This is a genomic window from Bacteroides sp. BFG-637 (genome assembly GCF_024793605.1).
Classification (GTDB): Bacteria; Bacteroidota; Bacteroidia; order Bacteroidales; family Bacteroidaceae; genus Bacteroides; species Bacteroides vicugnae.
The window spans coordinates 5,364,006-5,378,322 of record NZ_JANUPD010000002.1 but is presented as its reverse complement, the minus strand read 5'-3'; the positions used below and the strand labels follow the sequence as shown (position 1 = coordinate 5,378,322).

Genomic DNA, 14,317 nt, shown 5'->3' with positions numbered 1-14,317 from the left:
CGACAATCATGAAAGAAAATATAAAGAAAGTATTGCTGTTGGGTTCCGGTGCCCTGAAAATCGGTGAGGCCGGTGAGTTCGACTATTCCGGTTCGCAGGCACTCAAAGCCTTGAAAGAAGAAGGTATTGAAACCATTCTTATTAATCCCAATATTGCTACGGTACAGACATCTGAAGGAGTGGCGGATCAGATTTACTTCCTTCCGGTGACTCCATATTTCGTAGAGAAAGTGATTCAAAAAGAAAAGCCGGAAGGTATCATGCTGGCATTCGGTGGACAGACGGCTTTAAATTGTGGAGTGGCTTTATATAAGGAAGGCATCCTTGAAAAATATAATGTAAAGGTGCTCGGCACTCCGGTACAAGCTATTATGGATACCGAAGATCGTGAACTTTTCGTTCAGAAATTAAATGAAATCAATGTAAAGACCATTAAGAGTGAGGCCGTAGAAAATGCGGAAGATGCTCGTCGTGCAGCGAAAGAGCTGGGTTATCCGGTAATTGTTCGTGCGGCTTATGCATTGGGTGGCTTGGGTTCCGGTTTTTGTGATAATGAAGAACAACTGGATCTTCTTGTAGAAAAAGCATTCTCTTTCTCTCCGCAGGTATTGGTGGAAAAATCACTGCGTGGTTGGAAAGAAGTGGAATATGAAGTGGTGCGTGACCGCTTTGACAACTGTATCACCGTTTGTAATATGGAGAACTTCGATCCGCTGGGTATTCATACCGGTGAATCTATTGTTATTGCTCCGTCTCAAACGCTTACGAATAAAGAATACCATAAACTTCGCGAGTTGGCCATACGTATCATCCGCCATGTTGGTATTGTGGGTGAATGTAATGTACAATATGCCTTCGATCCCGAATCCGAAGATTATCGGGTTATTGAAGTGAACGCCCGTCTTTCCCGTTCTTCCGCTTTGGCATCCAAAGCAACCGGTTATCCGCTGGCTTTCGTTGCTGCCAAATTGGGATTGGGTTATGGACTATTCGATCTGAAGAACTCTGTAACCAAGACTACTTCTGCTTTCTTCGAACCGGCATTGGATTATGTCGTATGTAAGATTCCTCGTTGGGATTTGGGTAAATTCCATGGGGTTGATAAAGAACTGGGTTCTTCCATGAAATCTGTTGGTGAAGTAATGGCTATCGGACGCACTTTTGAAGAAGCGATTCAGAAAGGGCTTCGTATGATCGGACAGGGAATGCATGGTTTTGTGGAGAACAAAGAATTGGTTATCTCCGACATTGACAAAGCCTTGCGTGAACCGACCGATAAACGTATTTTCGTGATCTCGAAAGCGTTTCGTGCCGGCTACACCATCGATCAGGTGCACGAATTGACTAAGATTGATAAATGGTTCTTGCAGAAGTTGATGAATATCATGAACACTTCCGAAGAGTTGCATAGTTGGGGAAATAACCACAAACAGATTGCCGATTTGCCGGACGAATTGCTTCGTAAAGCTAAAGTTCAGGGTTTTTCTGATTTCCAGATTGCCCGTGCTGTCGGCTACGAGGGAGACATGGAAGACGGAATTCTTTATATTCGCAATTATCGTAAGAGTGTGGGGATCCTTCCGGTAGTGAAACAGATCGATACGTTGGCAGCCGAATATCCGGCACAAACCAATTATCTGTATCTTACTTATAGCGGTGTAGCAAATGATGTGCATTATTTGGGAGATCATAAGTCTATTGTCGTACTGGGTTCCGGTGCTTACCGTATCGGGTCTTCGGTAGAATTTGACTGGTGTGGCGTACAGGCTTTGAATACCATTCGCAAAGAGGGATGGCGCAGTGTCATGATTAACTATAATCCTGAAACCGTATCTACGGACTACGATATGTGCGATCGTTTGTACTTCGACGAATTGACCTTCGAGCGTGTGATGGATATTCTGGAACTGGAGAATCCGCATGGCGTGATTGTATCTACCGGTGGTCAGATTCCGAACAACCTTGCTTTACGTCTGGATGCACAGAATATCCATATTCTTGGTACAAGTGCCAAGAGTATTGACAATGCCGAGGACCGTGAGAAGTTCTCTGCCATGCTCGACCGTATCGGTGTGGATCAGCCTCGTTGGCGTGAGTTGACTTCTATGGATGACATTCAGGAGTTTGTTGAAGAAGTCGGTTTTCCCGTACTTGTTCGTCCGTCTTACGTGCTTTCGGGTGCTGCAATGAATGTTTGTTCTAATCAGGAAGAATTGGAACGTTTCTTGAAACTGGCAGCCAATGTATCGAAGAAGCATCCGGTGGTAGTAAGCCAGTTTATCGAACACGCCAAGGAAGTGGAAATGGATGCGGTGGCGCAGAATGGAGAAATCGTGGCATACGCTATTAGTGAACATATCGAATTTGCGGGAGTACACTCCGGTGACGCAACGATTCAGTTTCCGCCACAGAAGTTATATGTAGAAACTGTTCGCCGTATTAAGCGTATCAGTCGTGAGATTGCCAAGGCTTTGAATATCTCCGGTCCGTTTAATATTCAATATCTGGCGAAAGACAATGATATCAAGGTGATTGAATGTAATCTGCGTGCCAGCCGTTCTTTCCCGTTTGTCAGCAAGGTGTTGAAGATCAACTTTATCGAACTGGCAACGAAAGTAATGCTCGGTCTGCCTGTGGAGAAACCGGAAAAGAATCTCTTCGAACTGGATTATGTAGGAATCAAGGCTTCCCAGTTCTCCTTTAACCGCTTGCAGAAAGCCGATCCGGTATTGGGGGTAGATATGGCTTCTACCGGTGAAGTGGGCTGTATCGGTATGGATACTTCCTGTGCCGTACTCAAAGCAATGCTTTCTGTGGGCTATCGTATTCCGAAGAAGAATATCCTGCTGTCTACGGGAACAATGAAACAGAAAGCTGATATGATGGATGCGGCCCGTATGTTGGTGAATAAGGGATACAAACTCTTTGCAACGGGTGGTACACACAAAACGCTTGCAGAGAATGGAATCGAGAGTACTCATGTCTATTGGCCGAGTGAGGAGGGGCATCCGCAGGCATTGGAAATGCTTCATCGCAAGGAAATCGATATGGTAGTCAATATCCCGAAGAATCTGACAGCTGGAGAATTAAGTAATGGGTATAAAATCCGTCGTGCTGCCATTGACTTGAATATACCGTTGATTACAAATGCCCGTTTGGCTAGTGCATTTATCAATGCCTTCTGTACGATGAGTGTGGATGATATAGCTATCAAGAGCTGGGCAGAGTATAAATAAGCAGAATGTCATCTTTTTGAAAAGAGGCTGACATCACATTGAAATGAAAATGTTAAGGCCGTTCCTGATATTCGGGAGCGGCCTTTGTTGTAGAAATGTAATTTCTCCGTCATTCCTTTTCTACTATAATTTTCCGGCGAGGAATAGCTAAATTTAGTATTAAATCGTATAGGTTACTAAAAACTTTATAAGAAAACGACCGTAAATCACCTTCTTTGTTGTAAATTCGTTCTATTTCTCGTAATATCAAACTTATTTTAATCAATTAATATAGAAAGTAAATTATGAGAAAAGACGGATTTACCGTATGTGCAAATAATTATATAAATTGTTTGCGTCAGGAAGGGCGTTATGCCACAGCGCATGTTTATGAGAATGCACTTCGCTCTTTCACCATATTTTGTGGAACAGAATGTGTGTCATTCAGTTTGATTACTCGTGAGAATTTGAAGCGGTATAGCAGTTATCTGATGTCCTGCCGCTTGAAGTTGAACACGATTTCCACTTATATGCGAATGTTACGTTGCATATACAATAAGGGAGTAGATACTCATCAGGCTCCTTATATTCATCGCTTGTTTCGTGATGTCTTTACCGGAGTAGATACTCGTCAGAAAAAAGCAATTCCTATAAATGAATTACACACGCTGCTTTATAAAGATCCGCAGTCCGAAAAACTTCGCCGGACGCAAGCCATCGCTAATTTGTTATTTTTATTCTGCGGAATGCCTTTCGCCGATCTTGCTCATTTGGAAAAGTCGAATTTGGAGGGGAATATATTGAAGTACAACCGTGTCAAGACGGGAACTCCAATGAGTATAGAAATCTTAGAATCGGCTTCATGTATTGTTTCCCGGCTTCGTAATACGCATTCTGTTGTTCTTCCCGAGCATCCGGATTATCTTTTTTATATATTAAGTGGAAAGAATAAACGGGATGGAGAAGCGGCATATATAGAATATCAATCCACACTGCGTCGTTTTAATAATGATTTGAAGAGTTTAGCCAAGAAACTGCGTATTCATTCATCCGTAACTTCTTATACATTTCGCCATTCCTGGGCAACTACCGCTAAATACAGGGGAGTACCTATCGAAATGATTAGCGAGTCATTGGGGCATAAATCTATTAAGACAACACAAATTTACTTGAAAGGCTTTGATTTGAATGAGCGTACCAAAGTAAATCGACTGAATTATTCTTACGTCAGGAATTATAGGGGAATTCTTTGAAAAGGATATTAAGTCTTTGATAACCAGTCTAAATACGCAGCTGTTACTTCTTAGGTAACGGAAATTATTCGGTGCAAATATAGACAAAATTGTTAATAACATACAAGCAAAATTCCTTTTTTTTCTCTTTTTATTTAAATATACAGTAAAAATGTATCGGGACATGAAACATTCCTATTTCATGTTCTATGAATTCGACTGCCTTTACTTTTCAAATATCTCTGTATATCAGGCAAAATGTATCTAAACTCCCTTGTTCGTACGTATTTCTTCTTCTTTTTGTGGTAGGTGTCCAGTACTCTATAATTTCCGTTACCTAAGAAGTAACGGAAACTTAAGGGGTAAAAAGTATGATTCTAACGAAAGAAACTTTAAGTGCTGGGCCTAAAATTGGGACAGGGGAAGGCGTAGCACACTCTAAACGCTGGTATGTCGCTCTGGTTCGTATGCATCATGAGAAGAAGGTAGCCGAACGTTTAGACAAAATGGGGATTGAAAATTTTGTACCGGTTCAGCAAGAAGTACATCAATGGAGCGACCGCCGTAAAGTGGTTGAATCCGTGCTGCTTCCGATGATGGTTTTTGTACATGCTGATCCTAAAGAACGTAAAGAGGTTCTTTCCTTTTCTACAGTTAGTCGTTATATGGTAATGCGCGGTGAGAGCAGTCCGACTATCATTCCTGATGAACAAATGGCCCGTTTCCGTTTTATGCTCGACTATTCCGAAAAGGCAATCTGTATGAATAGTGCTCCTTTGGCACGTGGTGAAAAAGTACGTGTTGTCAAAGGTCCTTTGACTGGTCTTGTAGGAGAGCTTGTCACGGTGGATGGCAGGAGTAAGATTGCTGTCCGGTTGAATATGCTGGGGTGTGCTTGTGCGGATATGCCGGTTGGGTATGTGGAACCGTTTAAATAAACACAGAATAAAAGCTGCTTTGTGTCCATCTCAAAACAGCTTACTTATTTTCTAAAATTGAAATAAACTTTTATGAAAGGAATAGTTTTAGCTGGTGGTTCAGGCACTCGTCTGTACCCTATCACCAAAGGAGTGAGCAAGCAGTTGCTTCCTGTCTTTGACAAGCCCATGATTTATTATCCGATTTCAGTCCTTATGTTGGCTGGAATCCGTGAGATCCTGATCATTTCCACTCCTTATGATCTTCCGGGCTTCAAGCGTCTCTTGGGTGATGGCTCCGACTATGGAGTACGGTTTGAATATGCCGAACAACCCTCTCCGGACGGTCTGGCACAAGCCTTTATTATCGGTGAAGACTTCATCGGCAATGATTCCGTCTGTCTGGTATTAGGTGATAATATCTTCTATGGTCAAAGCTTTACCCGCATGTTGCAGGAGGCTGTCCGTACAGTCGAGGAAGAGCAGAAAGCAACCGTATTCGGTTATTGGGTTGCCGATCCCGAACGTTATGGAGTTGCTGACTTTGACAAGGATGGAAATGTTTTGAGTATCGAAGAGAAACCAGAAAACCCAAAATCTAACTACGCTGTAGTGGGACTCTATTTCTACCCCAATAAAGTGGTGGATGTAGCCAAACATATACAACCTTCTCCCCGTGGAGAGTTAGAAATCACTACCGTTAATCAGGAATTTCTCAATGACCACCAATTAAAGGTCCAACTATTAGGCCGTGGTTTTGCCTGGCTTGATACCGGCACGCACGATTCTCTTTCCGAAGCCAGCACTTTTATTGAAGTGATTGAAAAACGTCAGGGATTGAAAGTCGCGTGTCTTGAAGGTATTGCCCTGCGTCATGGCTGGATAACAGCGGATAAAATGCGTGAACTGGCCAAGCCCATGCTAAAGAACCAATATGGCCAGTACCTTTTAAAAGTAAACACCCGTATTTGCAACCGATTATTACTCAATATTTTGCAAGTAATAAGTCAGAAATATGGCCTTAATCTTTAATGGTACATTCTAAAGGACGAAGATTTAACGCTTTTATTGATTCTTAACTCATTAAAGTGTCAATACTGACACCTTCTCCTTCTCTCGATGCAGCTTGTTCCAAAATTCCACTTCTTTTTTCATTCATTTAAACCATCACAAATGGTACTATATTTCTTTAAAAGTTGTGATGTTGTTTCGGAGGACATAATGATGAACTACATCCACCATTATGTCAAATAAGAAAATGTGCCAAGCACTGACTTTTTGTCAGTTTTTGATTGTAGAAAGACATTCGGCATATAGTTTGCCATTTTAAGTATAAACATTTTAAATTAAATTAGCATGTCCATAGTAAAGTCTTATTCATTCCCAGAGGGAGATATTCGAGGGGATATGTTCTATATCAAACATGGTTCCCGAAATTTTACTGTTATTGATTGCTATCTAAAAGATGGTGATGGGAATAATGCCCGCAAAGATGAAATTATAAAAGAGATCAAAAATGAGTCTGCTGGCAGAGTTTGTCGTTTTATATCAACACATCCGGACAACGATCATATAGCAGGCATAGAATATTTGGATGATAGTTGGGAAATTACAAATTTTTACGCGGTAGATAATAATCGTCCGACAGATGATAACGATGATAGTTTAACTCGCTACCATTGGCTACTTGCTAATAAAAATTTTGCCATAAAGCGTGGCATTAGACGTGCTTGGCTCAATGAAACAAATGACGAGAATGGGTGTTCTGGAATAAATTTCATGTGGCCCGATTTAGAAAACGAAAAATTTAAGCAGGCACTTAAACTTGTTTCCGAAGGCAAAGAGGTAAATAATATTTGCCCAATTTTCACATATAGCATAGAAAATGGTGCTACTTATATGTGGATGAGGGATTTGGAAACAGAAATGCAACAAGCATACTACGATGAATACAAAAATAATATTCCACAAGTTGACATATTGTTTCAGCCACATCATGGTCGCAAATCAGGAGCTGTTCCTAATGATTTGTTAGAGGCATTAAACCCTAAATTAATCATCATAGGTAATGCGCCATCCGAGCATATTGACTACGGTGATTCAAGGCAGACTATTACTCAAAATGCAGCTGGAGATATACGTTTTGAAAATAATGGCAAAGAAGTGCATATTTACACTAAAAATAAAATTAATAATAAGCCCACATGCCTAAAAGCTAAACAAGGAAAAGGAAATATTACGCGAACCGTTTATGGATTTTCTATTGTAGATTGGTATTATGCGGGAACGTTAGTAGTTTAAAGATGAAATACTTATGGATATAAAATACTACGATTTATTATCAAATACCATAATAGGTGTAACTATTGTGGCCACCATTAATTATCTTTTTATCGGAAATATAGAAATAGATGGTGTTGTATATCTGGCATTAGGATATTTAGCTGGATATTTTATTAATGCTATCGGAAGCCTGCTTGAAGGCTTTTATTACAAAACAATAAATGGTATGCCATCAGATAAACTGCTTACATTAGTGAATGGACAAAATTGGACAGGATGTAAGCGTATTAAATTCTATGAAGCCGAAAAAGCAATAGCAACGTTGAAAAAAGAATTGAATGACCAACATGCCTCTGAACGGAAAATGTTCGGATGTGCCATGAGAAAAGTCAATGGATGTGAGGATTGTAGAGTTCCAGCTTTTAATGCCCAATATGCTTGGGCACGAACAATGCTTACAACAATATTGATTGCAGACACTCTGTGTGCTTTTCGTTTTTATAACGAATGGCAGTTTTGGCCGATTGCAATGATACTGTTGATTATATCATGGAATAGATTCAAAGAAAGAGGCTATTATTATGCAAGAGAAGTTCTTAATGAATATTTGAAGCGAACTGACAAAAAAGAATGATTTTCACACATAGGGCTAAGGCTGATTTCTGTTATTTCACTGCAATGTATGGCAATGTTTGGTAATCTTATTATGATAATATTAGTCGGTAATTTGTCTCTGTTGTCGAATACATCATTGATGTTAAGTTAATGAAACGTGAGGTTCAAATAATAGTTATTTCTGGATTATGCAAGAAAATCCACGAAAAGGCATTACCTTTGTGACTGAAAAAGCAACTGCGCTAATGACCTGAAGAATAAGAATAAATAACATACGAAACTCCTTCGCTGTCTTATAGGCTTTGGTCTGCCTCGCAGGGATAGTGATGGAGTTTTGCTTTTATATACGACCATGGCAAAAAAAGCAAAAACAAAAGATGTAGCAAAGAAAACCATCGAGCAGACGTTATGGGATTCCGCAAACGAATTGCGTGGCAACCTTGATGCTGCCGAGTATAAAAGTGTTGTACTCGGACTTGTTTTTCTAAAATATATCAACGACTGCTTCAAAGTCAAACACGATGAACTGATTGCAGAGGGTGCTGGCTTTGAGGAAGACCCGGATGAATATATTGGCGATAACATATTTTTTGTTCCTGTTGATGCCCGTTGGGACAAAATTGTTAAAGCCTCACTTACTGCTGAAATTGGAGTTGTTGTGGATGCGGCAATGGAAGCATTGGAGAAAGAGAATAAGCAACTTAAAGGTATTCTTCCCAAAAACTATGCCCGACCGGAGCTTGATAAACGCCGCTTGGGTAATGTAATTGATATATTTGAAAACAACCTGCATTTTACCGGTTCTGAAGCTCGCGATGTACTTGGGCGTGTATATGAGTATTTCCTTGGAGAATTTGCCCGCGAAGAAGGTAAGAAAGGCGGTGAGTTCTATACGCCTTCCTGTGTTGTCCGTACCATAGTTGAAGTTATCCAACCTTACAAGGGTAAAATTTTTGACCCTGCCTGTGGTTCGGGAGGTATGTTTGTGCAGAGTAGTAAGTTTATCGAACGACATCGGGGTAATATCAATCAAATATCTGTTTATGGGCAGGAACTCAACAGCAACACGTGGAGGTTGGCACAAATGAACCTTGCCATTTGTGGTATTGAAGCCAACTTTGGTGATAGTTCCGGTGATTCTTTCCACGATGACAGGCACCCGTTTCTCAAAGCGGACTTCGTAATGGCTAATCCACCGTTCAATATTTCTAAATGGGGTGGCGACCAATTACGAGATGACCCACGCTGGCAATATGGAATACCACCGGAGGGTAATGCCAACTTTGCATGGATGCAGCATATGCTATACCACTTGGCAGACAATGGACGTATCGGTCTGGTTCTTGCTAACGGTTCGTTATCATCACAGCAAGGCACAGAGGGAGAAATCCGTAAAAATATTGTCAAAGCCGATTTAGTGGAAAGCATTATTGCCATGCCATCGCAATTATTTTACAATGTGCAGATACCTTGTTGTCTGTGGTTCTTGACAAAGAAGAAGGCACAACCGGGCAAAACGCTTTTTATAGATGCCCGTAACATGGGTTATATGAAAGACCGTACGCACCGTGAACTTTCTTGTGGAGAAGAAACAGAAGACCATGGCAATGATATTGCACGCATAGCAGATACCTTTGAACAGTTTCGTGCCGGGACGCTTGAAACTGAAAAAGGTTTTTCTGCTATTGCCACTATTCAAGATATAGAAAAGCAAGACTTTATTCTTACTCCCGGACGTTATGTCGGTATTGCTGAAGTGGAGGAAGACGGAGAACCTTTCCAAGAAAAGATGGAACGCCTTACTTCCGAACTTTCGGATTTGTTTGCCCAATCACATACGCTTGAAGATGAAATTCGTAAACGGTTGGCAAGTATCGGTTTTACCGTCAAATGAAACGACTTCTACTCTTCGTTAGATTCACATTAATAACGAGGATATGAAAGAAAAATTAATTCAGGAAATCAGCACCGCAATGGCAGAAGTATTAAGTTTTGAACAAGTAGCTCACCTTAATAGTGTGTTGCTTCAAGTTGTAAGCAAATACACTATTACAGAGGATGGCGAGACCCTGCACGAAAATGCAGCGTCTAACGACCGTTTGCTTGATATATTTCTGTCGGCAAAACAAGTGGAGGGTTGCACTACTCCGACAATCAAATACTACGGTTCTACCATTCGGCAACTATTCAAAAAGATGCCTAAGAAGATAACCGACTACACGACAGAAGACATCAGAGCCTACCTCGCTGTATTCCAAAGAAAGAACAAATCAAGCAAAGTGACCATTGATAATATCCGTCGGATATTTTCGTCATTCTTCGCTTGGCTTGAAGAAGAAGACTATATTGTCAAAAGTCCTGTCCGCAGGATACACAAGGTAAAAACTGGGACACAGGTGAAAGAGGTGTTGAGTGATGAGAATATCGAACAGCTACGGGATAGTTGTACCAAAATTCGCGACCTTGCCATTATTGATTTGTTGGCTTCTACGGGTATGCGTGTGGGTGAACTGGTGAAGCTCAATCGTGAAGACATCAATTTTTCCGAGCGCGAATGTATTGTTTTCGGCAAAGGCAACAAGGAACGTATTGTTTACTTCAACGCCCGTGCAAAAATTCATTTGCAACAATATTTGACTTCTCGTAAAGACCGGAACAAAGCACTTTTTGTTTCGTTGGCAAAACCGCATAAACGGCTTGAGATTTCGGGCGTGGAAACCCGTTTGCGCAAAATCGGTCGTTTGGCAAAAATCGTACGTGTTCACCCTCATAAGTTCCGCCGTACCTTGGCTACTATGGCTATAGACAAAGGTATGCCTGTGGAGCAAGTGCAACGCTTGCTTGGTCATGTCAAGATTGACACCACCATGCACTATGCGATGGTTAATCAAAATAATGTCAAACTCTCTCACCGTAAATTTATAAATTAGCATGTGGTATTGTTCGACATATGGTAGAAGCACATCTTTTTTCCAAAATAGACACGGAAATGATAATTTAGAGCAGCAGGCACAGGCGTTGTTCAAGGCTTGGTTTGTGGATTTCGAGCCGTTCAGGGACGGTGAATTTGTCAATTCTGTATTGGGGAGTACTCCTAAAGAGCTACCAATAACATATATTGAAAATATACCTCATAATATAGAAAGCGGGAAAAGACCGAAAGGTGGAGCTACATTGATAGGCGTTCCGAGCATTGGAGCAGAAAACATTAAGGGGCTGGGATATTATGATTACTCTAAGACAAAATATATCCCCGAAGAATATGCTCAAACGATAAAAAAAGGAAAAATTAATGGATATGAACTATTGATTTACAAAGACGGGGGCAAGCCGGGGTATTTTATTCCAAATTTCACTATTTTTGGAGAAGGATTCCCTTTCAATGAAATGTATATCAATGAACACGTTTTTCTTTTGGACTTAATGGACTGTGGCTATAATGTGTTTGCTTATTTTTATATGCAAACACCATACATTATGAACCAATTAAATTCAATTGGAGGTAAGGCTGCGATTCCCGGAATTAATACTAAAGATGTTGAATGTTTGCCCATATACTCAAATGAAAGCCCTTATGTGAAAAAGTTTGGCGAAATAGTTCTACCTTTCATCAAAACGATACTTTCTAACAGCCTTGAAAATGCAAAACAGGCAAAAGTGCGTGACACACTTTTACCAAAGCTAATGTCAGGTGAGTTGAAAATTAATGAAATAGAAACCGAAAAATAATTATGGATAAATCAATCGGCATATTAGATAAGGATTACTCTTTATGGGTTGATGAGCTTGTAAAGCGTTATCGTGGTAGCCAAATCAAGGCAGCAATAAAGGTGAATAAAGAACTGCTGCGCTATTATTGGGAGCTTGGTAAAGATATTGAGGAGAAACAAGCAGATAACAAGTATGGCAGTAAGTTTTACGCTACATTAAGCCGTGACTTGCGTCATGAAATGCCTGATGTTGAAGGACTGTCCGAAACTTCAATTCGATACGCAAAGCGATTTTATACCCTTTATAACCAACAGGTTGCAATTCTTCCACAAGTTGTGGAAGAATCTGAAAAGGAAAATCTTCCACAACTTGTGGAAAGATTATACTCCGATTTGTTTTCAATACCTTGGGGGCATCACCGCTATATCATAGACAAATGTTCCAATGATTCAAGTAAGGCTTTGTTCTATGTACGCCAAACATTGGAAAATGGTTGGAGTAGAGATATATTGCTGAATATGTTGGGTACAAATCTGTATGAGCGAAGTGGTAAGGCTCTGACAAATTTTAAGAATACACTTCCAGATGTGGATAGCGATTTGGCACAGGAATTAACACGCGACCCCTACGATTTCTCTTTCACTGGTTTGCGTGGGAAATACAATGAACGCAAACTGAAAGATACACTGCTGACCAATATCACTAATTTTTTGTTGGAACTTGGTACCGGATTCGCCTATGTAGGCAAAGAGTATCGCTTGCAAATAGCTGAGAAGGAAAAATTTATAGACCTGCTTTTCTATAATCTCAGATTATCTTGCTATGTCGTAGTTGAAGTAAAAATCGGAGAATTCGATTTTGCTGACGCAGGTCAGTTGGGTGGTTACGTTGTCGCTTGTAATCATCTACTTCGCAAAGAGGGACGAGACAATCCCACAATCGGATTGCTTATTTGTAAGCAGAAGAACAACACATTGGCTCAATATGCGCTGGAATCAAGCAGCCAGCCTCTCGGAATATCCGAATATGAGCTTGAAAAGCTCTATCCTGAAAAGGTTGAAGGTACAATGCCATCAATCAAAGAGATAGAAGATAAATTGGATGGTCAAACTAACTGCTAAATTCTCATTTATGGAGCTAAAGAAAATACACATATCAGATATTGGCAAAGTTGTTACTGGGAAAACTCCCAGAACATCTATTGTTGAAAACTATGGCGGTGATATTCCTTTTCTTACCCCATCAGATGACTTATCTTATAAGTCCGTTCCTAAAACAGGTAAGACCCTTACAGAACAAGGATTGAACGAAGTGAAAAATTGTTTGCTCCCTCCGCACTCTGTGTGCGTAAGTTGTATTGGTACTGATTTGGGTAAGGTCGTAATGACATCAGAACCAACTATAACCAACCAACAGTTTAATTCTATTATCCCCAATCGGCGGTTTGATGCTGATTTTGTGTATTATCTCATGACATTGGTCGGTAAGGAATTGAATTATCTTAGTAAAACTTCCACTGCCGTACCTATTATAAATAAAAGTTCATTCTCCAACTATGAGGTTGAAGTACCAGATTTGGAAACGCAAGAAAAGATAGCTTCAATTCTTTCTTCACTTGATAGCAAAATCGAGTTGAACCGCCGTATAAATGATAATTTAGAGCAGCAGGCACAAGCGTTGTTCAAGTCGTGGTTCGTGGATAATTCCAATCCTAATTGGGAAGAAACGTCATTGTCGGAAGTGGCTTCTTTCGTTGGTGGATATTCATATACAGGCGAAGAATTGACCGATTGCTCAAATATAGCCATGGCAACCATAAAAAACTTTGGGCGAAATGGAGGCTTTAAAGCTGATGGTTTTAAGGAAATTAATCCTTCTGCGAAACTTAAAGAATGCCATTATGCTAATTTATTCGATATTTTAGTTGCGCATACCGACCTTACCCAAAATGCAGATGTGATCGGTAATGCTGAATTATTGCTTACTTACGGTAAATATAATAGCATTATTTTCTCAATGGACTTGGTAAAAGTCCTACCCAAAGAAACATTCCCGTATAGGTTTTTACTTGCAGCAATGCTTAAAAACAAGCTATTTAAGGGGCATAGCCTTGGGTATGTAAACGGAACGACTGTACTTCATCTTAGCAAGAAAGCATTACCTGATTTTGAGATAAGAAAACCATCCGATAGTGAATCCAAAATGATGGATGAGGTACTTGCCTCTTATTATAAACGGATGGCAGAGTTACTACAAGAAAATGACAGGCTTATTAGCCTTCGCGATACACTTATCCCGAAATTAATGTCGGGGAAACTGAAAATTAATGATTTAAACTGCTAAA

Annotated in this window: 11 protein-coding genes; all 11 read left to right on the top strand. The window is 40.3% G+C overall.

The genetic code is table 11. The annotated features are described in order from the left end of the window. Positions 1-8 precede the first annotated feature (8 nt). On the top strand, positions 9-3,236 hold the full coding sequence (carB, locus tag NXX38_RS21155; protein WP_234133504.1) for a carbamoyl-phosphate synthase (glutamine-hydrolyzing) large subunit: 3,228 nt from the start codon (positions 9-11) through the stop codon (positions 3,234-3,236). Between the two features lie 284 nt (positions 3,237-3,520). Further along, positions 3,521-4,468: a site-specific integrase gene (locus tag NXX38_RS21150; protein ID WP_148367519.1), complete on the top strand. Its 948-nt coding sequence runs from the start codon at positions 3,521-3,523 to the stop codon at positions 4,466-4,468. 350 nt (positions 4,469-4,818) lie between these two features. Then, positions 4,819-5,385: a UpxY family transcription antiterminator gene (locus NXX38_RS21145; protein WP_258981032.1), complete on the top strand. Its 567-nt coding sequence runs from the start codon at positions 4,819-4,821 to the stop codon at positions 5,383-5,385. Positions 5,386-5,457: 72 nt separating this feature from the next. Next, positions 5,458-6,396 carry a glucose-1-phosphate thymidylyltransferase RfbA gene (gene rfbA, locus NXX38_RS21140; protein WP_258981031.1) on the top strand — a complete coding sequence of 313 codons (939 nt, stop codon included), beginning with the start codon at positions 5,458-5,460 and terminating at the stop codon, positions 6,394-6,396. Positions 6,397-6,720: 324 nt separating this feature from the next. Further along, the gene (locus NXX38_RS21135) at positions 6,721-7,665 is read left to right on the top strand and encodes a hypothetical protein (protein ID WP_258981030.1); all 945 of its coding nucleotides are present in this window, start codon (positions 6,721-6,723) and stop codon (positions 7,663-7,665) included. Positions 7,666-7,678: 13 nt separating this feature from the next. Then, complete coding sequence (locus NXX38_RS21130; protein WP_120046679.1) at positions 7,679-8,281, top strand: hypothetical protein; 603 nt, start codon at positions 7,679-7,681, stop codon at positions 8,279-8,281. 333 nt (positions 8,282-8,614) lie between these two features. Further along, on the top strand, positions 8,615-10,156 hold the full coding sequence (locus NXX38_RS21125; RefSeq protein ID WP_120046680.1) for a class I SAM-dependent DNA methyltransferase: 1,542 nt from the start codon (positions 8,615-8,617) through the stop codon (positions 10,154-10,156). Positions 10,157-10,199: 43 nt separating this feature from the next. Beyond that, positions 10,200-11,192: a site-specific tyrosine recombinase/integron integrase gene (xerA, locus tag NXX38_RS21120; RefSeq protein ID WP_070751399.1), complete on the top strand. Its 993-nt coding sequence runs from the start codon at positions 10,200-10,202 to the stop codon at positions 11,190-11,192. Between the two features lies 1 nt (position 11,193). Then, positions 11,194-11,991 (top strand): restriction endonuclease subunit S, encoded by a 798-nt coding sequence (locus tag NXX38_RS21115; protein ID WP_130893059.1) that lies wholly within the window; start codon positions 11,194-11,196, stop codon positions 11,989-11,991. Positions 11,992-11,993: 2 nt separating this feature from the next. Beyond that, entirely contained in the window at positions 11,994-13,094 is a 1,101-nt protein-coding gene (locus NXX38_RS21110; protein ID WP_070751395.1) for a YhcG family protein, read from the top strand. Then, positions 13,075-14,316, top strand: coding sequence for a restriction endonuclease subunit S (locus NXX38_RS21105; protein WP_258981028.1), 1,242 nt, complete (start codon positions 13,075-13,077; stop codon positions 14,314-14,316). Before NXX38_RS21110 ends, NXX38_RS21105 begins: the two co-directional genes overlap by 20 nt. The last annotated feature ends 1 nt before the right edge of the window (position 14,317 follow it).